24 protein-coding genes and 4 tRNA genes are annotated in these 22,348 nt (G+C 72.9%); 6 read left to right on the plus strand and 22 right to left on the minus strand.

The features are described 5' to 3' along the window. Window positions 1-17: 17 nt before the first annotated feature. The 8 genes from rpmF to ACZ4UX_RS29320 form a co-directional block, all read right to left on the minus strand. The gene (gene rpmF, locus ACZ4UX_RS29285) at window positions 18-191 is read right to left on the minus strand and encodes a 50S ribosomal protein L32 (RefSeq protein ID WP_188303282.1); all 174 of its coding nucleotides are present in this window, start codon (window positions 189-191) and stop codon (window positions 18-20) included. A 2-nt stretch (window positions 192-193) separates the two neighbouring features. Then, window positions 194-838 (minus strand): YceD family protein, encoded by a 645-nt coding sequence (locus ACZ4UX_RS29290; RefSeq protein WP_329489750.1) that lies wholly within the window; start codon window positions 836-838, stop codon window positions 194-196. A gap of 150 nt (window positions 839-988) precedes the next feature. Next, window positions 989-2,170, minus strand: coding sequence for an ATP synthase F0 subunit B (locus ACZ4UX_RS29295; RefSeq protein ID WP_465708847.1), 1,182 nt, complete (start codon window positions 2,168-2,170; stop codon window positions 989-991). A gap of 199 nt (window positions 2,171-2,369) precedes the next feature. Continuing rightward, window positions 2,370-2,858, minus strand: coding sequence for a pantetheine-phosphate adenylyltransferase (gene coaD, locus ACZ4UX_RS29300; RefSeq protein ID WP_329489748.1), 489 nt, complete (start codon window positions 2,856-2,858; stop codon window positions 2,370-2,372). 49 nt (window positions 2,859-2,907) lie between these two features. Then, window positions 2,908-3,492 carry a 16S rRNA (guanine(966)-N(2))-methyltransferase RsmD gene (gene rsmD, locus ACZ4UX_RS29305; protein ID WP_329489747.1) on the minus strand — a complete coding sequence of 195 codons (585 nt, stop codon included), beginning with the start codon at window positions 3,490-3,492 and terminating at the stop codon, window positions 2,908-2,910. 115 nt (window positions 3,493-3,607) lie between these two features. After that, window positions 3,608-4,141, minus strand: a complete 534-nt coding sequence (locus tag ACZ4UX_RS29310; RefSeq protein ID WP_352291629.1) for a hypothetical protein — start codon at window positions 4,139-4,141, stop codon at window positions 3,608-3,610. A gap of 163 nt (window positions 4,142-4,304) precedes the next feature. Further along, window positions 4,305-6,536 (minus strand): ATP-dependent DNA helicase RecG, encoded by a 2,232-nt coding sequence (gene recG / locus ACZ4UX_RS29315; RefSeq protein WP_465708848.1) that lies wholly within the window; start codon window positions 6,534-6,536, stop codon window positions 4,305-4,307. A 91-nt stretch (window positions 6,537-6,627) separates the two neighbouring features. Further along, window positions 6,628-8,259, minus strand: a complete 1,632-nt coding sequence (locus ACZ4UX_RS29320; RefSeq protein ID WP_465708849.1) for a DAK2 domain-containing protein — start codon at window positions 8,257-8,259, stop codon at window positions 6,628-6,630. A 282-nt stretch (window positions 8,260-8,541) separates the two neighbouring features. Here ACZ4UX_RS29320 and rpmB point away from each other — a divergent pair, with 282 nt between their 5' ends. Next, the gene (gene rpmB / locus ACZ4UX_RS29325) at window positions 8,542-8,727 is read left to right on the plus strand and encodes a 50S ribosomal protein L28 (RefSeq protein WP_014138233.1); all 186 of its coding nucleotides are present in this window, start codon (window positions 8,542-8,544) and stop codon (window positions 8,725-8,727) included. A 171-nt stretch (window positions 8,728-8,898) separates the two neighbouring features. Here the strand turns inward: rpmB and thiD are convergent, their stop codons facing one another. The 3 genes from thiD to ACZ4UX_RS29340 all read right to left on the minus strand — a co-directional run bounded on the left by thiD (window position 8,899) and on the right by ACZ4UX_RS29340 (window position 11,972). Continuing rightward, window positions 8,899-9,744, minus strand: coding sequence for a bifunctional hydroxymethylpyrimidine kinase/phosphomethylpyrimidine kinase (gene thiD / locus ACZ4UX_RS29330; RefSeq protein WP_465608061.1), 846 nt, complete (start codon window positions 9,742-9,744; stop codon window positions 8,899-8,901). Window positions 9,745-9,768: 24 nt separating this feature from the next. Then, complete coding sequence (locus tag ACZ4UX_RS29335) at window positions 9,769-10,794, minus strand: 6-phosphofructokinase (RefSeq protein ID WP_329489742.1); 1,026 nt, start codon at window positions 10,792-10,794, stop codon at window positions 9,769-9,771. 212 nt (window positions 10,795-11,006) lie between these two features. Beyond that, window positions 11,007-11,972, minus strand: coding sequence for a thiamine-phosphate kinase (locus ACZ4UX_RS29340; RefSeq protein WP_329489741.1), 966 nt, complete (start codon window positions 11,970-11,972; stop codon window positions 11,007-11,009). Between the two features lie 217 nt (window positions 11,973-12,189). Here ACZ4UX_RS29340 and ACZ4UX_RS29345 point away from each other — a divergent pair, with 217 nt between their 5' ends. After that, window positions 12,190-12,423 carry an Lrp/AsnC family transcriptional regulator gene (locus ACZ4UX_RS29345; protein WP_329489740.1) on the plus strand — a complete coding sequence of 78 codons (234 nt, stop codon included), beginning with the start codon at window positions 12,190-12,192 and terminating at the stop codon, window positions 12,421-12,423. 20 nt (window positions 12,424-12,443) lie between these two features. Next, the gene (locus ACZ4UX_RS29350; RefSeq protein WP_465708850.1) at window positions 12,444-12,956 is read left to right on the plus strand and encodes a DUF3515 domain-containing protein; all 513 of its coding nucleotides are present in this window, start codon (window positions 12,444-12,446) and stop codon (window positions 12,954-12,956) included. A 78-nt stretch (window positions 12,957-13,034) separates the two neighbouring features. Here the strand turns inward: ACZ4UX_RS29350 and ACZ4UX_RS29355 are convergent, their stop codons facing one another. From ACZ4UX_RS29355 to ACZ4UX_RS29365, 3 genes are all read right to left on the minus strand, one after another. Beyond that, window positions 13,035-14,177, minus strand: coding sequence for a D-alanine--D-alanine ligase family protein (locus ACZ4UX_RS29355; protein ID WP_329489738.1), 1,143 nt, complete (start codon window positions 14,175-14,177; stop codon window positions 13,035-13,037). Between the two features lie 70 nt (window positions 14,178-14,247). Continuing rightward, a complete protein-coding gene (locus ACZ4UX_RS29360; RefSeq protein WP_465708851.1) occupies window positions 14,248-15,249 on the minus strand; it encodes an NAD(P)H-dependent glycerol-3-phosphate dehydrogenase in 1,002 nt (333 codons plus the stop codon). Continuing rightward, window positions 15,246-16,076 carry a lysophospholipid acyltransferase family protein gene (locus ACZ4UX_RS29365; RefSeq protein WP_465708852.1) on the minus strand — a complete coding sequence of 277 codons (831 nt, stop codon included), beginning with the start codon at window positions 16,074-16,076 and terminating at the stop codon, window positions 15,246-15,248. Before ACZ4UX_RS29365 ends, ACZ4UX_RS29360 begins: the two co-directional genes overlap by 4 nt. Window positions 16,077-16,294: 218 nt before the next feature. Here ACZ4UX_RS29365 and cofC point away from each other — a divergent pair, with 218 nt between their 5' ends. Both cofC and ACZ4UX_RS29375 read left to right on the plus strand, forming a co-directional pair. Next, window positions 16,295-17,026: a 2-phospho-L-lactate guanylyltransferase gene (cofC, locus tag ACZ4UX_RS29370; protein ID WP_465708853.1), complete on the plus strand. Its 732-nt coding sequence runs from the start codon at window positions 16,295-16,297 to the stop codon at window positions 17,024-17,026. Window positions 17,027-17,127: 101 nt separating this feature from the next. Continuing rightward, window positions 17,128-17,349: a hypothetical protein gene (locus ACZ4UX_RS29375; protein ID WP_329489734.1), complete on the plus strand. Its 222-nt coding sequence runs from the start codon at window positions 17,128-17,130 to the stop codon at window positions 17,347-17,349. Between the two features lie 131 nt (window positions 17,350-17,480). Here ACZ4UX_RS29375 and ACZ4UX_RS29380 read toward each other — a convergent pair whose 3' ends face one another. The 4 genes from ACZ4UX_RS29380 to leuC all read right to left on the minus strand — a co-directional run bounded on the left by ACZ4UX_RS29380 (window position 17,481) and on the right by leuC (window position 20,883). After that, window positions 17,481-18,197, minus strand: a complete 717-nt coding sequence (locus ACZ4UX_RS29380) for an HU family DNA-binding protein (protein ID WP_465708854.1) — start codon at window positions 18,195-18,197, stop codon at window positions 17,481-17,483. A 133-nt stretch (window positions 18,198-18,330) separates the two neighbouring features. Next, complete coding sequence (locus tag ACZ4UX_RS29385; protein ID WP_380388343.1) at window positions 18,331-18,678, minus strand: SCO5555 family protein; 348 nt, start codon at window positions 18,676-18,678, stop codon at window positions 18,331-18,333. A 181-nt stretch (window positions 18,679-18,859) separates the two neighbouring features. Then, window positions 18,860-19,456, minus strand: coding sequence for a 3-isopropylmalate dehydratase small subunit (leuD, locus tag ACZ4UX_RS29390; RefSeq protein ID WP_465708855.1), 597 nt, complete (start codon window positions 19,454-19,456; stop codon window positions 18,860-18,862). A gap of 5 nt (window positions 19,457-19,461) precedes the next feature. Further along, complete coding sequence (leuC, locus tag ACZ4UX_RS29395; RefSeq protein WP_465708856.1) at window positions 19,462-20,883, minus strand: 3-isopropylmalate dehydratase large subunit; 1,422 nt, start codon at window positions 20,881-20,883, stop codon at window positions 19,462-19,464. Window positions 20,884-21,113: 230 nt separating this feature from the next. On the opposite strand from leuC, the gene ndgR reads away from it, so the two are divergent. Then, entirely contained in the window at window positions 21,114-21,827 is a 714-nt protein-coding gene (gene ndgR / locus ACZ4UX_RS29400; RefSeq protein WP_148642806.1) for an IclR family transcriptional regulator NdgR, read from the plus strand. Window positions 21,828-21,952: 125 nt separating this feature from the next. On the opposite strand, the gene ACZ4UX_RS29405 is transcribed toward ndgR, so the two are convergent. The 4 genes from ACZ4UX_RS29405 to ACZ4UX_RS29420 all read right to left on the minus strand — a co-directional run bounded on the left by ACZ4UX_RS29405 (window position 21,953) and on the right by ACZ4UX_RS29420 (window position 22,346). Continuing rightward, a tRNA-Gln gene (locus tag ACZ4UX_RS29405) sits at window positions 21,953-22,027 on the minus strand. A gap of 44 nt (window positions 22,028-22,071) precedes the next feature. Continuing rightward, a tRNA-Glu gene (locus tag ACZ4UX_RS29410) sits at window positions 22,072-22,147 on the minus strand. 26 nt (window positions 22,148-22,173) lie between these two features. Continuing rightward, a tRNA-Glu gene (locus ACZ4UX_RS29415) sits at window positions 22,174-22,246 on the minus strand. 27 nt (window positions 22,247-22,273) lie between these two features. Beyond that, window positions 22,274-22,346, minus strand: a tRNA-Glu gene (locus ACZ4UX_RS29420). Between the last annotated feature and the right edge of the window lie 2 nt (window positions 22,347-22,348).

A 22,348-nucleotide genomic window follows, 5' to 3' on the forward strand; every position in this document is an offset into this window, starting at 1 on the left:
TCCGTACACCCCGCCGATCAGACCGAGAGGACCTGGCGACGGTTGTACGTGCCGCAGCTCGGGCACGCGATGTGGCCGAGCTTCGGCTCGTGGCAGCTGTCGCACGCCACGAGGGCCGGAACGACGGCCTTCCAGTTGGAACGGCGGTGGCGCGTGTTGCTGCGCGACATCTTCCGCTTCGGAACAGCCACGGCTACTTCTCCTGGTTCTCGGCGGCACCCTCACGGGTGTCGCTGTTCTTGATTCCGTCACCCTCGTCGCCGGGGGCGGCGGAGAGTCCCTGCAGAGCCGCCCACCTGGGGTCGGCGGCGTCGTGGTGGTGCGCCGGGTCGTCGCTCAGGCGCGCTCCGCACTCGGAGCACAGGCCCAGGCAGTCTTCCTGGCACACCGGCTGCAGCGGCAGTGCGAGCACCACCGCGTCACGCAGCACCGGCTGGAGGTCGAAGAAGTCGCCCTCCAGCCGGTAAGTCTCATCTTCCGAGTCCTCGTCGAGGTCGTCCGTCCCGGCGGTGCGGGCACGGTGACGCTCGTCGGACTCCGGGTAGTAGTACAGCTCCTGGAAGTCCACGTCGAGGTCGTCCTCGACCGGCTCCAGGCACCGCACGCACTCGCCCTCGATCACGGCCTCGGCGGTGCCGGTCACCAGCACGCCCTCGACCACCGACTCCAGGCGGAGCTCCAGCCGCAGTTCGCTCTTCTCCGGGACGCCGATCACGTCGATGATCCCGAGGCCCTCGGGGGCCTCCAGGGTGCGGGACACCTTGCGCAGCGAGCCCGGGCGACGGCCGAGCTCGTGCGTGTCGAACACGAGTGGGTCGCGGTGGTCGAGGCGGTTCAAGGTGTCCTGACTTCCTGAGAAAACTGATGCGCGGTGCTGCTCACCGGACGATGCGCGGGCAGACCGACGGCCCGACACGGAAAGGCCGGAGTGGTCAGACTACCGGAGTCTCCCGCCAGGCCCAACTTCGCCCACGGAGGGCGAGCGGGCTCAGCGGCCGCCGAGCTCCCGGAGCCTGGTCATGTCGATCATGCTGGTGTCGAAGAAGCTGGTCTCGTCCAGGCCCGGCTGCTGCGGGACGGCCGGCGGGTTGGCGGGCTGCTGCGGGTAGCCGTAGGCGTCGTACTGCTGCGCCGCGTAGCCCTGCTGCTGCTGCGGATAGCCGTAGTCGCCCTGCTCCTGCGCGGCCGGGTACCCCTGCTGCTGGTGCTGCTGCTGGTGTTGTTGCTGCTGCTGCCCGTACCCGTACTGGCCGCCGTACGGATCGCCCTGGCCCGCCGGGTCGTAGCCGCCGCCGTACACCTCGGCGTACTGGCCGCCCGGCTGTTGCGCGGCGGCGTACTGGTCGACGCCGGGCGCCTGCCAGCCGGCCGCGGCCGGGGTCTGCTCCGGCCAGGTCTGCTGCTGCGGCACCTCCTCGCGGTACCACGGCACCTCCTCGCCGTCGGCGTCGGTGGCGAAGCCCGCCGCCACCGCCTCGGCGCGGTTCTTGGCCTGCTGGGCCTCGTCGGCGGCGGCCAGGTAGGCACCCAGCTCGTCGATCGGTGCCTTGCCGAGCAGCTTGTCGCGGCCCTTGCCGACCGCCTCCAGCGTCGCGCTGAGGACGTTCTCCAGGGTGGCGAGCTTCACATCGACGTACTCGTCGACCTCGGGGCTCGGGGTGATCCGCGGCTGCGGCCGGAACTCCTCGCCGTCGGTCTCGCCCTCGTACGGGGTCTCGAAGACGCTGGAGTCGCCGCGCAGCTTCGTCCGGCCGCGGCCGACCGCGCCGAGCGTCTTGGTCAGCACGACCTCGAAGTTGGCGAGCTTGCTGTCCACGTAGTCGTCGGCCTCGGCGCGCTTGGTCTCGACCTCGGCACGCGCCTCCGCGAGGATGCGGTCCGCCTCGGCCTGGGCCCGGCGGACCACTTCGGTGTCGGAGATCAGCGAGCCGCGCTCGGCGTGCGCGCCCTGGATGATCCGCTCGGCCTCCGCCTCGGCGCCGGCGACCACCTGCTCGTGGTCGGCCATCACCGACTGGGCCTGGGCCAGCTCGGCGGGCAGGGCCGCCCTGAGGTCCTGGAGCAGGCCGACCAGTTCGGCTCGGTTCACCACGCAGGAGGCCGACATGGGCATCGAGCGGGCGTTCTCGACGGCCGCGACGATCTCGTCGACCTTGTTCTGCACGTCCACGGGGCTTCGTCTTTCCGTGTGCCGCCGACGGTCCGGCGGAGGCAGGCCCGGCGCGGTGGACCTCACCGCAGGGCAGGAACACAGACTTTACGGCCACGGCGGGGCGAGGTCACAACGCCCGGACCGGGCTGCCGGACCGGCCCCCGGACAACTGGTGACGAATCGGCAGAAACGGACCGGTCCGGCTCCGGCCCCGCGGCTACTGGGCCTTCCGCTGCGCGATCCGCTCCACCAGCCGGCGGTGCACCGTCTCCGGCAGCAGGTGCGAGACGTCGCCGCCGTACGAGGCGACCTCCTTGACCAGCGTCGACGACAGGAAGCTGTACGTCGGCGAGGTCGGCAGGAAGAGCGTCTCGACCCCGCTCAGCCCGTGGTTCATCTGGGCCATCTGCAGCTCGTAGTCGAAGTCGCTGACGGCCCGCAGGCCCTTGACGATCGCGGGGATGCCGCGCTCCCGGCAGAAGTCCACCAACAGGCCGAGGTGCGACTCGACCACGATGTTCCCGTACTTGGCGGTGGTCTCCTCGATCAGCGCGATCCGCTCCTCGATGGTGAACATGCCCTGCTTGTTCCGGTTCACCGCCACCGCGACGTGCACCACGTCGTACAGCTTCGAGGCCCGCTCGATGATGTCGAGATGACCGTTGGTGATCGGGTCGAACGATCCGGGGCAGACGGCGCGGCGCATGGCGTGGATGCTCCCTCGTGGGGTGACGGGTCCTGCGGGCCTCGGCCCGCTACGAGTGTGGGCGGCCCTCGGCGGCGGCGCGACCGTACCAGAGCGTGCCCTCGCCGTAGCGGCGCGAGCGCAGTACCTCGAAGCCTTCGGGCCATCCGAACTCGCCGCCTCGGGTGCTGCGCTCCACGGTGACGAGTGCGTCGGCCGCGAGCCAGCCCCCGGCCAGGAGTGTGATCAGCATCTCGCGCACCTCGTCGTCGGTGACGACGTACGGCGGATCGAGGAAGGCCAGGTCGTACGGGGTCTCCGGGGGCGGTCCCGCGATCACCTTCTCGGCCCGGGAGGCCACCACCACCGCGCCCGGCAGGTCGATCGTCCGGACGTTCTCCCGGATCACCCGGGCCGCCTGGCCGTCGGCCTCGACCAGCAGGACGTGCTCGGCGCCGCGGGACAGCGCCTCCAGGCCGACCGCGCCCGATCCGCCGAACAGGTCGAGCATCCGGGCCCCGTGCAGGGTGCCGCGCAGGGCCTCCAGCGTGGAGAACATCGCCTCGCGGGCCTTGTCGGAGGTCGGGCGGGTGCTCCGGCCGGGCGGTACGGCCAGCCGGCGGCCGCCGGCCGCCCCGGCGATGACGCGGGTCATGGTGGTGGGAGGTCCTTTCGTCGCTGCCCGACCACGCTATACGGCCCCCACCCGAAGGGCCGCCCCGAACCCCTCGCCGCAGCCCCGGCGGAGGGCTGCGGCGAGGGCCGCGGGATCAGCTCGCGTCGGCCGCCGTCGACTGGGGCGGGATCGCCGCGCCGAGCAGCGCCGGCGAGGCGTAGCGGGACCACGAGAGGCAGCCGTCGGGCGGGCAGAACTCGGGGCGGCGCGGGTCGTGCCCGAGCTCGCGCAGCTTGGTGCGGACGGAGTCGGGGGTGCGGCCGAAGCGGGCGGCGATCCGGGCGACGGTCTCGCTGTCGTGGAACCGCCGGACCAGCTCCTCCTCGTGCTGCGGCACCCAGGGGGCGCCGTGTCCGGGGTAGAGCTCGCGCAGCACGTCACGGTCGGGGATGGGCTCGGAGACGTCGGCGACGATCGCCAGGGCCCGGAGCGCGCGGTTGAGCGCGATCCGCAGCGAGGCGACGTCCTCGACCGGCAGACGGAGCTTGCCCGAGGCGAGCGGCGCGGCGGCTGCCCCCTCGCGCCAGCCGGTCAGGGTGAGGGTGACCTCGCGGTCGTCGTCGCTGGCGAGTTCGATCCGGAAGACCTTGTCGCCGAGCGGGAGCTCGTTGAGATGACGGAATGCCATGGCAGGACCCCCAAGTGTCGTGCCAGGTACGCACCTTGAGGGTGCGTCCTGAACAACTACATTCTCTCGCGGGGGTCTGACAATCGGCCCTGGCGGTCAGCCCTGACGATCAGCCCTCACGGGCGGCCCGGGCACCGGCCCGCCGGCCGGGCTCCCGGGGGGCTCAGCCCTTCTCCAGGTACTCCGCGCGGTCGGCGTCCAGCAGGCTCTCCAGCGCGGTGCGCAGGTCCGGGTGGGCGGCCAGCTCCGGGTCCTCGGCGACCAGCCGGGTGGCCTCGGCCCGGGCGGTCACGATGACCTCCTCGTCCTCCAGTACGGAGAGCACCTTCAGCGAGGACTTCACCCCGGACTGCGCCTGGCCCAGCACATCGCCCTCGCGCCGCTGTTCGAGGTCGATCCGGGACAGCTCGAAGCCGTCCAGGGTGGCGGCCACCGCGTCCAGCCGGGCCCGGGCCGGGCTGCCCGCCGGCATGTCGCTGACCAGCAGGCAGAGGCCGGCGGCGCTGCCGCGCCCGACCCGGCCGCGCAACTGGTGCAGCTGGGAGACGCCGAAGCGGTCGGCGTCCATGATCACCATCGCGGTGGAGTTGGGGACGTTGACCCCGACCTCGATCACCGTGGTCGCCACCAGGACATCCACCGCGCCGGCCGCGAACCGGCGCATCACCTCGTCCTTGGCGTCGGGCGCCAGCCGGCCGTGCAGGATCTCCACCCGCAGCCCGGCCAGCGGGCCCTTCAGCAGCTTCTCGGCGGTCTCGACGACCGACAGCGGGGGGCGCCGGTCGTCGCTCCCGGCGCCCGCGTCGGGCTCCGCACCGGTGAGCTCCTCCAAGTCCTCGGCCGGGACCGGCCGGCGCTTCCTCTTGGCGTCGGGGGCGGGCTCCTCGTCCCCGATCCGGGGGCAGACCACGTACGCCTGGTGGCCCTTGGCCACCTCCTCGCGGACCCGCTCCCAGGCCCGCGCCAGGAAGTTGGGCTTCTCCAGGGCCGGGACGACATGGGTGGAGATCGGCGAGCGGCCGGCCGGCAACTGGTCCAGCACCGACGTCTCCAAGTCCCCGAAGACGGTCATCGCGACGGTGCGCGGGATCGGCGTGGCCGTCATCACCAGCAGGTGCGGCGGCTGCTCGCCCTTGGCGCGCAGCGCGTCCCGCTGCTCGACGCCGAAGCGGTGCTGCTCGTCCACCACGACCAGGCCGAGGTCCTGGAACTGCACCTTGTCCTCGATCAGCGCGTGGGTGCCGATCGCGATGCCCGCGTCCCCGCAGGCCATGTCGAGCATCGCCTGGCGGCGGGCCGGGACGCCCATCGAGCCGGTCAGCAGCACCACCCGGGTGCCGAGGTCCGAGCCGCCCAGCAGGCCGCCCTCGGCCAGGTCCCCCATCATCTCCACGATCGACCGGTGGTGCTGCTGCGCCAGCACCTCGGTGGGCGCGAGCAGGGCGGCCTGGCCGCCCGCGTCGACCACCGCGAGCATGGCGCGCAGCGCGACGAGCGTCTTGCCGGAGCCGACCTCGCCCTGGAGCAGCCGGTGCATCGGGTGTTCGGTGGCCAGGTCCGCGGCGATCTCGGCGGAGACCTTCAACTGGCCGTCGGTGAGGGTGAACGGGAGCCGGGCGTCGAAGGCGTCCAGGAGGCCGCCGGCCCGGGGCTCGCGGGGCTTGGCCGGCAGGGCGGAGTCGGCGGCCCGGCGCTGCGCGAGCGCGACCTGGAGGACGAAGGCCTCGTCCCAGCGGAGCCGGCTCTGGGCGCGCTCGCGGTCGGCCTGGCCGCGCGGGCGGTGGATCAGCTCCAGCGCCTCGGGCAGCGGGATCAGTTCGTGCCGCTCGCGCAGCTCCGCGGGCAGCGGCTCGCCGACGTCGGAGAGGTGCTTGGTGAGGGCGGTCTCGACGCAGATGGACAGCTTCCAGCTGGGCATCTGGGCGCTGGCTCCGTAGACCGGGATCAACCGGCCGGCGAACTGCTGCGCCGCGTCCGACCCGGTGTCCTCGTCGAGCAGTTGGTAGTCCGGCGAGACCAGCTGGCGGGTGCGGTTGAAGACGCCGACCTTGCCGGCGAACAGGCCCTGGGCGCCGGTGCGGAGCTCCTTCTGCCGCCAGCCCTGGTTGAAGAAGACCAGCGAGAGCCGGCTGCGGCCGTCGGTGACGACCACCTCCAGGCGGTCCCCCTTTCGGCCGCGGAACGGGATCAGGGTGACCTTCTCGATCCGGGCCAGCACGGTGACGTGCTCGTCGATCTCCAGCTCGTCCAGGCTGGTGAGCTGGCCGCGCTCGACGTAGCGGCGCGGATAGTGGTGCAGCAGGTCCCCGACCGTGCGCAGCTTGAGGCTGTCGGCGAGCACCTTGGCGGTACGGTCGCCGACGAGCTTGGTCAGTGGTTCATCGAGAGCGCCCATCAGGCCCTTGTTTACACCACCGGACCGACATTCCGGGCGCCACCCGCTGCCCGGCGCCCCGCCCGGACCGCGGCGCCCGCCGCCCGGACCGCTACTCCACGCCGATGAGCAGCGGCGCGGACTCCTGCCCGCCGTGGAAGACCACCGCGTCGACCTCCGGCCGCCGGTGCCGGGCGTGCGCCACCAGCCGGTCGGCCAGCTCCTCGTCCGCGCCGTCGCCGAGGATCAGGGTGACGAGTTCGCCGCCCGCGCCGAGCATCCGGTCGAGCACGCCGGCGCCGACCTCGGCCGGGGCGGTGCCGATCACCACCACGTCCCCGTCGATCAGCCCGAGCACGTCCCCGGCCTGGCAGACCCCGGCCATCGTCCAGGACTCGCCCTCGGCGACGGCGAGCTCGGCGTACCGGGTGGCGCCGGCCGCCGAGGTCATGGCGACCACGTCCTCGTCGAACCGGCGGCCGGCCTCGTGCACGGCGAGGGCGGCCAGCCCCTGGACCGGTGACCGGGTGGGCAGGACGGCGATCCGCACCCCCTCCTCGCGCAGCTGGTCGGCGGCGGCCCCGGCGGCGGCCCGCAGCTCGGGGTCGTTGAGCAGCAGGACGACCTCCCGGGCGCCCGCCCGGCGGACGGCGGCGGCGAGTTCGGCGCTGGCCGGCGGGCGGTCCGGGTCGGCGTGCAGCACGACGGCGCCGGCCTGCTCGCAGAGGTCGGCCAGTCCCGCGCCGGAGACCACCGAGAGCACCACCCGGGTGCGCTCCTCGTGCTCGCCGCGGTCGTCGGCGGTCCCGGCCCGGGCGGCGGCCTCGGCGAAGTGCGTGATCCGGATCTGGTGCGGCCGCCCGGCCCCCAGCCCGGCCTCCACCGCGGCCCCCGCGTCGTCCACGTGGACGTGCACGTTCCAGAGGCCGTCCCCGCCACCGATCACCAGGGAGTCGCCCAGTCCGGCGAGCCGCTCGCGCAGCGCGGGCAGCGCCTCGTCGGGGGCGTCCAGCAGGTAGATCACCTCGAAGGCGGGGTGACCCGGGCCGGGCGGCCGGACGTGCCCCTGGCAGCTCTCGACCGGCCGGACGTCACCGCGCAGCGCGACCGGGCCCATCGGCTGGTGGCCGGCCACCGCGTCGGCGAGCGCCCCGAGGACGGCGACCAGGCCGCGTCCGCCGGCGTCCACCACCCCGGCCTCGGCCAGCACGGAGAGCTGCTCGGGAGTGCGCCGCAGCGCGTCCCGGGCGGCCCGGTAGGCGGTGTCGGCGACCTGGCCGAGCCCGTCGCCGGCCCGGGTCGCCTCCCGGGCGGCCACCCGGGCGACGGTCAGCAGGGTGCCCTCGACGGGCTCGGCGACCGCCTGGTAGGCGGCGTCCGCGGCCCGCTGGAGGGCGGCCCGCAGCTGGTCGGCGCCACCGCCCTGGGCCAGCTGCTCGGCCGTGCCGCGCAGCCACTGGGCGAGGATCACGCCGGAGTTGCCGCGGGCGCCGACCAGCGCGCCCCGGGCCATCGCCCGGGCGGTCTCGGCGAGCCCGGGGGCCGGGCCGCCCGCCGGGTCGGTGAACCGGCTCTCCACCGCGGCGGCGGCGGACTCCACGGTCAGGTAGAGGTTGGTGCCGGTGTCGCCGTCCGGGACGGGGTAGACGTTGAGTGCGTCGATCTCCTCGCGGGCCTGGCCGAGCGCGCGCAGGGCCAGCTGGCACCAGCTGCGCACGGCCGGGGCGTCGAGCGTGGTCAGCACCAGGTCTCCTCCGGATGGGACGCCGTGATGGCCTGAGGTTGAACGGCGAGGGTTGGTACCGGCAGGTTATCGGGGGCCGGGGGCCGCCGCCGGAAGCGCCGAGCGCGGCGATCACCTGCGCAGACGTGGTAGTTTCGTTGAACGGAAGCAAGCGTTGTATGCTCTTCCGGTTGCCTGGAACAGTCCAGGCTCACCCCATTGATCTGATCTGGTTCACGTGAGTGCTCCGGTGGGTTGGCGGGGTTTCGAACGTAAATGATCTGAAGTCTTGGAGTGACTCCTGTGGCTGCCAACTGCGACGTCTGCGGCAAGGGGCCGGGCTTCGGCAACAGCATCTCCCACTCTCACCGCCGTACCCCCCGTCGTTGGAACCCCAACATTCAGACGGTGCGCGCTGTGATTGGGCGGACGCCGAAGCGGCTCAACGTCTGCACCTCGTGCATCAAGGCCGGTAAGGTCTCGCGCTGACGCGCAGACCGGTAAGCCGGTCCTCCAGTAAGCCGGTCCATCCTCGGATGGGCCGGCTTCCTGTTTCTGGATCCCGGCTCTCCAGTGCCGACCCCTCTCTCCGGGCCTGCCCGGAGCCGCCACGGGCGGGCCCTCGGGCCCGCCCGTGGTCGTTTTGCGGCCCCGGTGCGCTCAGCGCCAGCGCCAGGCGTGGTCCACCGGGCCGATGCCGGACCCGAGCGCGAAGCCGCCGGCGATCGCGCCGGTGATGTAGGCCTTCGCCGAGGCCACCGCCCCGGGCAGCGGTTCGCCCTTGGCCAGCCCGGCGGCGATGGCGCTGGCCAGCGTGCAGCCGGTGCCGTGGGTGTGCCGGTTGTCGTAGCGGGGCGCCCGGTACCAGTGCTCCTCCCCCGGCCCGCCGTACAGCAGGTCGGCGGCCTCGCCCTCCAGGTGCCCGCCCTTCACCAGGACCCAGCGCGGTCCGAGGTCGAGCAGCGCCTTGGCCGCGTCGAGCATCTGCGCCTCGTCCTCGACGGTGCGCCCGGTGAGCTGCGTCACCTCGTGCAGGTTGGGCGTGGCCAGGGTGGCGACCGGCAGCAGCCGCTCCCGGACGGTGGCGACGGCCTCGGCGGCCAACAGCGCGTCGCCGTGCTTGGAGACGCCGACCGGGTCGACCACCACCGGGGCGTCCACCCCGGTCAGCAGCTCGGAGACGGTCTCGACCAGCTCGATCGAGGCGAGCATCCCGGTCTTCACGGCCTGGACGCCGATGTCGTCCACCACACTGCGGAACTGGGCCCGGACGGCCTCGGCCGGCAGCTCCCAGTAGCCCTGGACACCGAGCGAGTTCTGCGCGGTGACGGCGGTGATCACGCTCATGCCGTGGACGCCGAGGGCCAGCATCGCCTTGAGGTCGGCCTGGATGCCGGCGCCGCCGCCGGAGTCGGATCCGGCGACGGTGAGCACCCGCGGGGGTGCGGAGGAGGGGCCGCCCTGGGGGCGGCCGCCGGGAGCGGGGGCGGAAGACGGGAGGGACATGGGCCCCAACCTACCCGCGCCGCCTCAGAGCACGGCTTCGGATTCCGCCCAGCGGTCCTGCGGCACGGTCTTGAGGTGGGTGACCGCCTCGGCGACCGGCACCAGCTCGATGTCGTTGCCGCGCAGCGCGGTGAAGTGCCCGAAGGCGCCCTTGTGGACGGCCTCCACCGCGTGCCAGCCGAACCGGGTGGCGAGCACCCGGTCCCGGGCGGTGGGGGTGCCGCCGCGCTGGGTGTGGCCGAGGATGACCGGCCGGGCCTCCTTGCCGAGCAGGTTCTCCAGCTCGTTGGCGAGCCGGTTGCCGATCCCGCCGAAGGTCCGGTGGCCGAACTGGTCGACGACGCCGTGGTCGAAGCGCATCGTGCCGGGCATCGGGGCCGAGCCCTCGGCCACCGCGATGATGGCGAACTTCTTGCCCCGGGAGAAGCGGTCCTCGACCATCCGGGCGACCGCCTCGATGTCGAAGGGCTTCTCCGGGATCAGGATGCCGTGGGCGCCGCCGGCCATTCCGGCGGTGAGGGTGATCCAGCCGGTGTGCCGGCCCATCAACTCCACCACCATCACCCGCTGGTGGGATTCGGCGGTGGTCTTCAGCCGGTCGATCGCGTCGGTCGCGACATGGACCGCGGTGTCGAACCCGAAGGTGACGTCGGTCGCGTCGATGTCGTTGTCGATGGTCTTCGGCACGCCGACCACCGGCAGTCCGGCGTCGCTGAACATCTTGGCGGCGGTCAGCGTGCCCTCGCCGCCGATCGCGATCAGCGCGTCGATGCCGATGTCCCGGGCGAGGGTCTCGGCGTTCTCCACCGCCCAGGCGATCCGGTCGCGCTGTACGCGGGCCGAGCCCAGAATGGTGCCGCCGAGGGTCAGCAGGCCGGTGACGTCGTCGTGCGAGATCGGCCGGGTGCGGCCCTCGATCAGGCCGAGGAAGCCGTCCTCGATGCCGACGATCTCGTCACCGTGCACATCGGTTCCCCGGTGCACCACGGAGCGGATCACCGCGTTGAGCCCGGGGCAGTCTCCGCCGCTGGTCAGGACACCGATGCGCATGGTGGCTGTGCTCTCCCGCTCCGCAGTGGTTCAGACCACCCGCGCCCGAGGAGCAGCAGGTGGATCCGGTTCAGCGCAAGCCTACGCCGTCCCCCGGCGCGGGCCCGCGCGCCGCTCGCCGGGGCGCCCCGCGCGTCCGGGCCGATGCGCGCACCCGCGCCGGCCCGCGGCCGCCGGCGGCCACCCGCCGACCGACGCCGCGCTCGCTCCGCTCACTCCGCGAAGTGGTCCCAGCCGCCGACCCGGTCCCAGGGCTCGCCGTCCACCGTCACCCGGCCACCGCGGGACGGCCGGGCCCGGCCGGTCACCTCGCCCACCACCCGCCAGCGGGCGGGCAGTTGGACCCCGCGCGGGAAGGTCGCCACGATCGCGTGGTCCTCGCCGCCGGAGAGCACCCAGACCAGCGGGTCCACCCCGACGGCCTGCCCGATGTCGGCCATCTGCGCCGGGACGTCGAAGTCGGCGGCCCGCAGGTCGATGTCCACCGCGCTGGCCCGGGCGACGTGGCCGAGGTCGGCCACCAGCCCGTCGCTCACGTCGACCATCGCGGTGGCGCCCAACTCGGCGCCGGCCGGGCCCGCGTGGTACGGCGGCTCGGGCCGGCGGTGCGCCTCGACGAAGGCGCGCGGCGAGCGGAACCCGCGCTGCAGCACGGTCAGCCCGGCGGCGGACCAGCCGAGCCAGCCGGTGACGGCGACCACGTCGCCCACCTGAGCCCCGGCGCGCGTCACCGGTGCGCGCCCCTGGAGGTCCCCGAGCGCCGTGATGGCGAGGGTGATGACGTCGCCGCGCACCACGTCGCCGCCGACCACCGTGGCACCGGCCACCTGGCACTCGTCGCGCAGCCCGTCCATCAGCTCGGTGGCCCAGGTGGTCGGCAGATCGGCGGGGGTGACCAGGCCGAGCAGGATCGCCGTCGGCACCGCGCCCATCGCGGCCACGTCGGCGAGGTTCTGGGCGGCGGCCTTGCGGCCCACGTCGTAGGCGGTCGACCAGTCCCGGCGGAAGTGCCGGTTCTCGATCAGCACGTCCATGGTGGCGACCACCCGGCCGTCCGGCGTCTTCACCACCGCGGCGTCGTCGCCCGGACCGAGGTCGACCGCGTCGGTGAGCGGTACCCGGGCCGTCAGCTCCCTGATGAGTCCGAACTCGCCGAGCTCGCCCACGGTCCCCTGCATCTGCCGTCCTCTCGCGTTTCCATCCGAATCGGAATTGCTGCCCCCCGCTCCCCCGCGCGCAGCGTACGCCCTCCGGGGGTGCAGAAGTCTCCCCTCCCCGGCCCGCTGCGCGGTAGCGTGGTGATCGGAATGCCGGTGAGTCCGTTCCCCACCCCCGAACGCCCGAGCGGGCGATCACGGCGCCGATCCCCGTTCCCAGCCGCCGGGAGGTCCCCCCGTGGTACAGGCATACATCCTGATCCAGACCGAGGTCGGCAAGGCCACCGCCGTGGCCCGGTCCATCTCCGAGATCCCCGGTGTCCTCCAGGCCGAGGACGTCACCGGACCGTACGACGTGATCGTGCGGGCCGAGGCCGAGACGGTGGACGACCTCGGCCGCCTGGTCGTGGCCAAGGTCCAGCAGGTGGAGGGCATCACCCGCACCCTCACCTGTCCGGTGGTCCACCTGTAGGCCCCGGCTACCATCGGCGGGTGGCCCGAGAACTCCGCGTCCCCCGCTTCCTGACGGCGCTGCCGGCCCCCGTCCGGTGGCTGGCCCTGCCGCTGGCGCTGAGCTGCACCGTCGTGGTGCTGCTCGGCAGCTGGGGCGCGCCCGCGGCGATCGAGGTGCCGAAGCCGACCGGGAGGGCCGCCGGCTACTGCCGGGACCTGGCCGCGGCGCTGCCCCAGGAGGTGCTCGGCCACGCCCGCAAGGACCCGTCGCCCGGCTCCCCGTACGTGGCCGCCTGGGCCAGCTCGCCGCGTACCGTGCTGCGCTGCGGGGTGGACCGGCCGGAGGCGCTGAACGGCGAGCACGCCAAGGACCTCTCCCCCACCATCGACGACGTCACCTGGTGGGCGCAGAAGCTCGACGACGGCGGATACCGGTTCATCACCACGATGCGCCGGGCGTACGTCGAGGTGACCGTCCCCGGCGGGGCCTTCAGTAATCCGCTCGACCCGGTCTCCGCCCTGAACGGCGTGGTGAAGGCCAACATCCCGTAGCGGCCGGAGAGCACGGGAAGGGCGGTCCGGGAGCTCCCGGACCGCCCTTGCGCGGCTGTGCGGCGGGTGCCCGGGCGGCTAGCGCAGCCCGGTCGGGCGGCGCAGCGCCGCCTGCAGCAGCCGGTCGATCAGCTCCGGGTACGACAGCCCGCTGGCCTCCCACATCTTCGGGTAGGCCGAGATCGGGGTGAAGCCGGGCATGGTGTTGACCTCGTTGATCATCCAGCTGCCGTCGTCCAGCAGGAAGAAGTCCACCCGGGCCAGGCCCTCGCAGCCGAGCGCCTCGAACGCGGCGACCGCCTGACGACGGATCTCGGCGAGCTCGGCCGCACCGAGTTCGGCCGGGATGCGCACCTCGGAGGAGTCGATGTACTTGGCCTCGAAGTCGTAGAACTCGTAGTCGCCGCCGACCAGGACCTCGGCCGGGACGCTGGCCCGCGGGCCGTCCTCGAACTCCAGCACCCCGCACTCGATCTCGCGCCCGGACACCCCGGCCTCGATGATCAGCTTGGGGTCGTGCCGGCGGGCCTCCTCGATCGCGGCGTCCAGCCCGGCGAGGTCCTTGACCTTGGTGATGCCGATGCTGGAGCCGGCCCGGCAGGGCTTCACGAACACCGGCAGACCGAGTTCCCCGACCCGCTCGCGGACGGCGGCGCGGCCGGCCTCGCTCTCCCACTCCCGCGGCCGGACGATGGTGTACGAGCCGACGCCCAGCCCGTGCGAGGCCAGCACCCGCTTGGTGAACTCCTTGTCCATGCCCACCGCGCTGGAGAGCACGCCGTTGCCGACGTACGGCACTCCGGACAGCTCCAGCAGGCCCTGGAGGGTGCCGTCCTCGCCCCAGGGGCCGTGCAGCAGCGGGAAGACCACGTCGACCTCGCCGAGCGCCTTCGGCACCGCCCCCGGCTCGCTCCAGACCACCTCACGGCTGTCCGGGCTGACCGGCAGCACGACCTGGCCGTCGACGGCCTCGGCGACCTGGGCGACGTCCGGCAGCCGGCCGTCGGTGATGGCCATCCGGGCCGGATCGTCGCTGACCAGCGCCCAGCGGCCCTCGTGGGTGATGCCGATCGGCAGCACGTCGTACTTCTCGCGGTCGATCGCCCTGAGCACGCTGCCCGCGGTGGACACCGAGATGGCGTGCTCGGAGCTGCGGCCACCGAAGACGAGCGCTACGCGCGGCTTCGCGGACGGGTTCGGGGGGGTTTGTTCGATGCTCATATCGGGTGTGAGACTACCGTGCGAGCCGTTTCCGGGACGTCAACCGCCCCGGTCGCCCGGCGTCGCGCGGTCAGTGCCGCTCGGCCTTGGCCGAGCGCGACATCAGCGCCCGCAGCGCCTCCTGGGTGGGGCGCCCGTTGTGCACCACGTCCACCACGGCCTCGACGATCGGCATGTCGACGCCGCTGCGCCGGGCCAGGTCGAGCACGGACTCGCAGGACTTGACGCCCTCCGCGGTCTGCCGGGTGGCCGCGATGGTCTCGGCCAGCGACATCCCGCGGCCGAGGTTGGTGCCGAAGGTGTGGTTGCGGGAGAGCGGCGAGGAGCAGGTCGCCACCAGGTCGCCCATCCCGGCGAGCCCGGCGAAGGTGTACGCGTCGGCGCCGAGCGCCAGCCCCAGCCGGGTCGTCTCGGCCAGGCCCCGGGTGATCAGCGTGGCCTTGGTGTTGTCGCCGAGGCCCATGCCGTCCGCCATGCCGACCGCCAGGCCGATCACGTTCTTCACCGCGCCGCCCAGCTCGCAGCCGATCACGTCGGTGTTGGTGTAGGGGCGGAAGTACGGCGTGTGGCAGGCCGCCTGGAGCCGCTTGGCGACCGCCTCGTCGGTGCAGGCCACCACGCTCGCGGCGGGCTGCCGGTTGGCGATCTCCCGGGCCAGGTTGGGGCCGCTGACGACGGCCACCCGCTCCGCCCCGACCTTCGCGACCTCGGCGATGACCTCGCTCATCCGCTTGGCGGTGCCGAGTTCGATGCCCTTCATCAGGCTCACCAGCACGGTCTGCGGCTCGATCAGCGGGGCCCAGGCGGCGAGGTTCTCGCGCAGCGTCTGGGAGGGCACCGCGAGCACCGCGAAGTCGGCGCCGGCCAGGGCCCACGCCGGGTCCACGGTGGCCCGGACCGACTCGGGCAGCGGGACGCCGGGCAGGTAGTCGGGGTTGACGTGGGTGGTGTGGATCGCGTCCACCAGCTCCGGCCGGCGCCCCCAGAGGGTGACCTCGCAGCCCGCGTCGGCCAGCACCATCGCGAACGCGGTCCCCCAGGAACCCGTTCCGAACACGGCACATCGGGTCACTTGCCGGCCTCCTCGGTGCTGTTCTTGCGCGTGCCGGCGGCCCGCTGCCGCTCGGCGGCGGCCGCCTCCGCCCGGTGCCGGGCCGCCGTGCGCATGTCGTAGCGCTCGGCCGGCGGCTCCTCGCCGCGGATGTCGGCCAGCACGGCGGTGATCGCCCGCATGATGTCCTCGGTCGCGTCCCGGAGCACCTGGGCGGTCAGCTCCTGGCCCTGGTACCTGCTCAGGTCCACGGCCGGCCCGGCCGCCACCGTCACCCGGTGCCGCGGGAACAGGTTGAACCGGCCCTTCCCGGAGCCGCCCCGGCCGTACGGCGGGATGATCTCGTGCGCACCCCAGTGCGCCACCGGGATCACCGGCGCACCGGTCATCAGCGCGACCCGGGCCACCCCGCTCTTGCCGGTCATCGGCCACAGGTCCGGGTCCCGGGTGAGCGTGCCCTCCGGGTAGAACTGGACGCACTGGCCGCCGTTCACCGCGTCGATGGCCGCCCGGAACGCGTGCGCGGCGTCGGTCGACTCGCGGAACACCGGGATCTGGCCGGTCTTGCGCAGCATGAAGCCGATGAACGGGACCGAGAACAGCGAGGACTTGCCGAGGATCCGCGGCGGCCGCCCGCTGTTGTACTGCCAGTGCGCGTAGACCACCGGGTCGATGATCGAGTTGTGGTTGACGGCGGCGATGAAGCCGCCCTCCTTCGGCAGGTGCTCCCAGCCCCGCCAGTCTGGCTTGACCAGCGCGGTCGTCACCGGCTTCACCAGCACGGCCGCGAAGCGGTACCAGATGCCGTAATCGGCGTTGCCGAAGCCGGCATACGAGCGGCGGGCCACCCCAGGTCCTCCTCATCCGGTGCGGCACGCGGGGTGCCGCAGTCTCTCGCCTCCCGCGACCCCCGTCGGACGGGGTCGGGGCGCGGAACAGTCTCGCCCGACCGCGGAGCGGCTGTCGAGCAACCCCGCCAGCACGTCGGGCGGGCGTGACCAAACGCACGTCCGCACAGTTCGGACGGCCTGGCGAGGGTTCCGGGACCGGCGTCACAATGACGCCGATGACCCAGGACACCGTACGCCCCAGCGGGCCCGTCGCGCCCCCCGCACCCACCGCAGGCTGGTCGCTGGTGCTGCCGCTCAAGCGGCTCGCCCTGGCGAAGACCCGGTTGGCACCCTTCGCCGGGCCGCACCGCGCGGACCTGGCGCTCTCCTTCGCCCTGGACACCGTGACCGCCGCGCTGGCCACCCCGGGCGTGTCCCGCGTCCTGGTGGTCACCCGGGACGGCGCCGCCGGCGAGCGGCTGGCGGCGCTGGGCGCGGTCGTCGTCGGCGACGAACCGGGCGGCGGCCTCAACGACGCGCTGGCGCACGGCGCGGCGGCCGCGCTGGCGCTCGCCCCGCACGCCCCGCTGGCCGCGCTCTCCGCCGACCTGCCGGCCCTGCGCCCGGCCGAACTGGCCCGGGTGCTGGCCGCGGCCCGGCCGGCCGGGCGGTCCTTCCTGGCCGATGCCCCCGGGTTGGGCACCACGCTGCTGGCCCGTTCCCCCGGCGGTCCGCTCGCACCCGCCTTCGGCGACGGCTCCCGGGCCCGGCACGCGGCCGGCGGCGCCCGCGAACTGCGGCTGGACGACGTGGAGTCGGTGCGCCGGGACGTGGACACCGGCGCCGACCTCGGCGCGGCGCTCGCACTCGGCGTCGGCCCGCACACCGGCGCGCTGTCGGCCCGGCTCGCGCAGGCGCTCGGGCTCCCCGCCGCGAACCGCTCCGGACGGGCGCGCGAGCAATTCTGACCCCCGCTCCGGACGGGCGCGGGAGCAACTCCCCATCCGCGCCGGGCCGTCTCCGCGAGCTGCCCCGGGGGCCTGTCGGTGCTGCTCGCTATGCTGCTTCCATGCAGGCCACCGCGTTCACCTTCGACCCCGCCACCCGGGCCGGCTCCGTGCTGCTCGACGACGGGACCCCGGTGCCGTTCGACGCCGCCGCCTTCGACGCCGGCGGCCTGCGGCTGCTGCGCCCCGGCCAGCGGGTGCGGATCCGCACCGAGGGCGCGGGCGACGCCCGCCGGGTGGTCTTCCTGACGCTGCAGACCTTCCCGGACCCCGCCGAGGCCTGACCGGGCCCGCGCCGCTCCACAGCCGCGCGCCGGGGCCGAGACAGGCCCCGGAAAACCGAAGAGCCGTGGCGGCCCGACCACCCGGAATTCCGGGAGGGGGTGCGCCACGGCCCTGGAGAGCCGTCCGAGGACTACTTCGCGCTGGTCTTGCGCGCGGTGGTCTTGCGGGTGGCGGTCTTCTTCGCGGGAGCCGTCTTCTTGGCCGTGGCGGTCGCCTTCTTGGCGGTGGCCGTGGTCTTCTTGGCGGCGGCCGGAGTCGCCGTCTTCTTGGTGGCGGCAGCGGTCTTCTTGGTCGCGGCGGCCGTGGTCTTCTTGGCGGCGGCCGGAGTCGCCGTCTTCTTGGTGGCGGTCGCCTTCTTGGCGGGGGTGGCCGTGGTCTTCCTGGCGGCGGCCGTGGTCGCCGTCTTCTTGGCAGCGGCCTTCTTGGTGGCGGCCGGGGCCGCGGCGGCGGCCGAGGCGGAGCGCTTGGTGGCGGCGCGCTTGGCGGCCGGGGTCGCGGCGACACCGCTCTTGCCCGGGGTGAGGGAGCCCTTGGGGGCCTTCTTCACCGAGGGGCCTTCCTTCGGCAGCTTCTTGCTGCCGCTGACCAGGTCCTTGAAGCCCTGGCCGGGACGGAAGCGGGGCACCGAGGTCTTCTTGACCTTGACCTTCTCGCCGGTCTGCGGGTTGCGGGCGAAGCGCGCGGAGCGCTCCACCTTCTCAAAGGTGCCAAAACCGGTGACCGACACCCGGTCACCGGCCACGACGGCGCGGACCATGGTGTCGAGCACTGCGTCGACGGCCTCTGCGGCAGCCTTGCGACCGCCCAGCTGCTCGGCCACCGCTTCGACAAGCTGAGCCTTGTTCACGTCTTCCCCTTCGGAAACGGGCGCCGGATGATTCCATCCGTTCATTTCGCACGTTAGGTATGTATCTGCGGACTTTCAATTACCAAACGCGCGAATCACCCTAGTGTCGCAATGGATTTGCGCGTCGGCGACCTCAGGCGACGGGCGGGCGCCCCTCGTCGAGGTCATGCACAAAGCGACTCAACCGCCTTGCCGCCTCCGGAAGATCGCGCTTGGCGGCCTCGGTGACGATCAGGAGTTGACGGGTGAGAGCGGTCTTTGCATCGGCAGACACGTTCAGCGCATGCACGCGGGCGTGAGCTTGCTTCAACCGCTCGGCCACAAGCGCGTAGAGCGCTGCGACTTCCGGGTCGTCCGGCCCCTCAGCAGGTGAGGTGGCGGCGTCCGGCCGATCGTCAATTCGGCGTTCGGATCCCCGGCCCGTGGACTCCGGTGACGCGGGTTCGCCGCCCGCGTACGGAGGTTCATGGTGCCGGTGCATGTACTGATTGTGCCATCTACCCGCAGTTGTGCTTGCGCGGGGCCTCTGCGGCAATGCCAAATCGGCAATCGGGGGCCGGCGCCGAGGGGTAACTCCGGGCCCGGAACGGCGGATGGTCCGCCCCCCCGAGGGGAGGCGGACCATCCGGTGGAACGTCAGAATGCTTGTTCTCCCGCGCCGCTCAGGCGACCGGCAGAGTACGCGGCTTGAAGGCGGGCCGGGTCTGTTCGAAGGCCGCGATGTCGGGCTCGTTCTGCAGGGTGATGCTGATGTCGTCCAGCCCGTTCAGCAGCCGCCAACGGACATTGTCGTCCAGCTCGAACGGGGCCGTGATGCCCTCGGCGCGCACCTCGCGGGCCTCCAGGTCGACGGTGATCCCGGCTGTCGGATCGGCCTCCACCAGCGCCCAGAGCCGCTCCACCGTCTCCTGCGGCAGCACGACCGTGAGCAGGCCGTTCTTCAGCGAGTTGCCGCGGAAGATGTCGGCGAAGCGGGACGAGACGACCGCGTGGAACCCGTAGTTCTGCAATGCCCAGACGGCGTGCTCCCGGGAGGAGCCGGTGCCGAATTCGGGGCCGGCCAGCAGGACGGTCGCGCCCTGGTACTCGGGCCGGTTCAGGACGAACGACTCGTCCTTGCGCCAGGCCTCGAACAGGCCGTCCTCGAAACCGGAACGAGTGACCTTCTTGAGCCAATGGGCCGGGATGATCTGGTCGGTGTCGACGTTGCTGCGGCGCAGCGGCACGGCGCGACCGGTGTGGGTGGTGAACTTCTCCATGCTGCTCAGGCCTCCACAGCGACGTCGGACGGGAGATCGGCGGGTGCGGCCAGTCGGCCGAGCACCGCGGTCGCGGCGGCGACCTGCGGCGACACCAGGTGGGTGCGGCCGCCCTTGCCCTGGCGGCCCTCGAAGTTGCGGTTCGAGGTGGACGCGCAGCGCTCGCCGGGGGCCAGCTGGTCGGGGTTCATGCCCAGGCACATCGAGCAGCCCGCGTGGCGCCACTCGGCGCCGGCGGCGGTGAACACCTTGTCCAGGCCCTCCTCGACGGCCTGCAGGGCGACCCGCACCGAGCCGGGGACGACCAGCATCCGCACGCCCTCGGCGATGGTCCGGCCGTCCAGGATGGCCGCGGCGGCCCGCAGGTCCTCGATCCGGCCGTTGGTGCAGGAGCCGACGAAGACGGCGTCCACCGCGACCTCGCGCAGCGGGGTGCCGGCCTCCAGGCCCATGTACTTCAGGGCGTTCTCGGCGGCGATCCGCTCCTGCGGGTCGGCGAAGGAGGCCGGGTCCGGCACCTGGGCGCCGAGCGGCGCGCCCTGGCCCGGGTTGGTGCCCCAGGTGACGAACGGGGTCAGCTGGGTCGCGTCGATGAAGATCTCGTGGTCGAAGACCGCGTCCTCGTCGGTGCCCAGGGTCTTCCAGTACTCGACCGCGGCGTCCCATTCCTCGCCCTTCGGCGCGTGCGGACGGCCCTCCAGGTAGTCGAAGGTGGTCTGGTCGGGGGCGATCATCCCGGCCCGGGCACCCGCCTCGATGGACATGTTGCAGATGGTCATCCGGGCCTCCATGGAGAGGCTGCGGATGGCCGAGCCGCGGTACTCCAGGACGTAGCCCTGGCCGCCGCCGGTGCCGATCCGGGTGATGATCGCCAGGATCAGGTCCTTGGCCGTGACGCCCTCGGGCAGCTCGCCCTCGACGGTGATCGCCATCGTCCTGAACGGCGCCAGCGGGAGCGTCTGGGTGGCCAGGACGTGCTCGACCTGGCTGGTGCCGATGCCGAACGCCAGGGCGCCGAAGGCGCCGTGGGTGGAGGTGTGGGAGTCGCCGCAGACCACGGTGGTGCCCGGCTGGGTCAGCCCGAGCTGCGGGCCGACCACGTGCACGACGCCCTGCTCGACGTCGCCCAGCGAGTGGATCCGGACGCCGAACTCGGCGGCGTTGCGGCGCAGGGTCTCCAGCTGGATCCGCGAGACCGGGTCGGCGATCGGCTTGTCGATGTCCAGGGTCGGGGTGTTGTGGTCCTCGGTCGCGATCGTGAGATCGGTCCGGCGGACCGTGCGCCCGGCCAGCCGGAGGCCGTCGAAGGCCTGCGGGCTGGTGACCTCGTGGAGCAGGTGCAGGTCGATGAAGAGCAGATCGGGCTCGCCCTCCGCGCGCCGGACGACGTGGTCGTCCCAGACCTTCTCTGCGAGTGTCCGTCCCATCGGATTCCCTCCAGCCGGCCGCGTTGCCGGCCTTCTCGTGTTCATCGGGGTCACTGCCTGCGCCGCCCTGTGAGGCGCGCCGCGTGACCTGCACGCCGGATCGGTGTCCACCATGCGGACACTCTGTTGAGGCCGCATTCTGGATGTCTCCCGGGCTGCTGCATCCAGAGTGGCGCTTTTCTCGCCGGATTGAACTTGCGTCTCGCGGAATGAGACTGCAGTCTTAGGGCATGGACAACTCTAGCGGCGTCGGCGTTCTCGACAAGGCCGCTCTGGTGCTGAGCGCACTGGAGTCGGGCCCCGCCACGTTGGCGGGGCTGGTCGCCGCCACCGGTCTGGCGCGGCCCACGGCCCACCGGCTCGCCGTCGCACTCGAACATCACCGACTGGTCACCAGGGACATGCAGGGCCGGTTCATCCTCGGCCCCCGTCTCTCCGAACTCTCCGCCGCGGCGGGCGAGGACCGGCTGCTCGCCACCGCGGGCCCGGTCCTGACCCATCTGCGCGACGTCACCGGCGAGAGCGCACAGCTCTACCGCCGGCAGGGCGAGATGCGGATCTGCGTCGCCGCCGCCGAGCGGCTCTCCGGCCTGCGGGACACCGTCCCGGTCGGCAGCACCCTGCCGATGAAGGCCGGCTCGGCCGCCCAGGTCCTGCTCGCCTGGGAGGAGCCCGAGCGGCTCCACCGGGGCCTCCAGGGCGCCCGGTTCACCGCGACCGCGCTGAGCGGCGTCCGGCGCCGCGGCTGGGCCCAGTCGATCGGCGAGCGCGAGCCGGGCGTGGCGTCCGTCTCGGCCCCCGTGCGCGGCCCCTCCAACCGGGTCGTGGCCGCCGTCTCCGTCTCCGGTCCGATCGAGCGCCTGACCCGCCACCCGGGCCGGCTGCACGCCCAGGCCATCATCGAGGCCGCCAACCGGCTCACCGAGGCCCTGCGCCGCGGCTGACCACCCCTAACCGCCGATGTCGAAAAGGGCCCGCGCACCGAGGTGCGCGGGCCCTTTTCCGAATCACCCGGAAATGCGGGCGGAAAACACAAAAGGCCCCGGCGGACCAGGGCCTTGCTAATTTCTGGCTGGGGTACCAGGACTCGAACCTAGACTAAGTGAACCAGAATCACTCGTGCTGCCAATTACACCATACCCCAACAAAGCAATTCAGCCGATGGGCAAGCCCACCGGCTTAATGCTCTGGTACCCCCGACCGGATTCGAACCGGCGCTACTGCCGTGAGAGGGCAGCGTGCTAGGCCGCTACACAACGGGGGCATCCTGGCGATCCCTTGCGGGATCAGTACCCCCGACCGGATTCGAACCGGCGCTACTGCCGTGAGAGGGCAGCGTGCTAGGCCGCTACACAACGGGGGCTTTCCAGGCGATCCCTTGCGGGATCAGTACCCCCGACCGGATTCGAACCGGCGCTACTGCCGTGAGAGGGCAGCGTGCTAGGCCGCTACACAACGGGGGCTT

It is taken from the genome of Kitasatospora sp. NPDC028961, assembly GCF_055564815.1.

What these genes read in the sequence shown, in the direction of transcription:
- ACZ4UX_RS29385 (WP_380388343.1), bottom strand. Translation starts at nt 18,678, where the DNA reads ATGCACCGGCACCATGAACCTCCGTACGCGGGCGGCGAACCCGCGTCA.
- ACZ4UX_RS29310 (WP_352291629.1), bottom strand. Translation starts at nt 4,141, where the DNA reads ATGGCATTCCGTCATCTCAACGAGCTCCCGCTCGGCGACAAGGTCTTC.
- thiD (WP_465608061.1), bottom strand. Translation starts at nt 9,744, where the DNA reads ATGTCCCTCCCGTCTTCCGCCCCCGCTCCCGGCGGCCGCCCCCAGGGC.
- ndgR (WP_148642806.1), top strand. Translation starts at nt 21,114, where the DNA reads ATGGACAACTCTAGCGGCGTCGGCGTTCTCGACAAGGCCGCTCTGGTG.
- ACZ4UX_RS29355 (WP_329489738.1), bottom strand. Translation starts at nt 14,177, where the DNA reads ATGAGCATCGAACAAACCCCCCCGAACCCGTCCGCGAAGCCGCGCGTA.
- leuD (WP_465708855.1), bottom strand. Translation starts at nt 19,456, where the DNA reads ATGGAGAAGTTCACCACCCACACCGGTCGCGCCGTGCCGCTGCGCCGC.
- coaD (WP_329489748.1), bottom strand. Translation starts at nt 2,858, where the DNA reads ATGCGCCGCGCCGTCTGCCCCGGATCGTTCGACCCGATCACCAACGGT.
- ACZ4UX_RS29340 (WP_329489741.1), bottom strand. Translation starts at nt 11,972, where the DNA reads ATGCAGGGGACCGTGGGCGAGCTCGGCGAGTTCGGACTCATCAGGGAG.
- leuC (WP_465708856.1), bottom strand. Translation starts at nt 20,883, where the DNA reads ATGGGACGGACACTCGCAGAGAAGGTCTGGGACGACCACGTCGTCCGG.
- rsmD (WP_329489747.1), bottom strand. Translation starts at nt 3,492, where the DNA reads ATGACCCGCGTCATCGCCGGGGCGGCCGGCGGCCGCCGGCTGGCCGTA.
- recG (WP_465708848.1), bottom strand. Translation starts at nt 6,536, where the DNA reads ATGGGCGCTCTCGATGAACCACTGACCAAGCTCGTCGGCGACCGTACC.
- cofC (WP_465708853.1), top strand. Translation starts at nt 16,295, where the DNA reads ATGACCCAGGACACCGTACGCCCCAGCGGGCCCGTCGCGCCCCCCGCA.
- ACZ4UX_RS29335 (WP_329489742.1), bottom strand. Translation starts at nt 10,794, where the DNA reads ATGCGCATCGGTGTCCTGACCAGCGGCGGAGACTGCCCCGGGCTCAAC.
- ACZ4UX_RS29375 (WP_329489734.1), top strand. Translation starts at nt 17,128, where the DNA reads ATGCAGGCCACCGCGTTCACCTTCGACCCCGCCACCCGGGCCGGCTCC.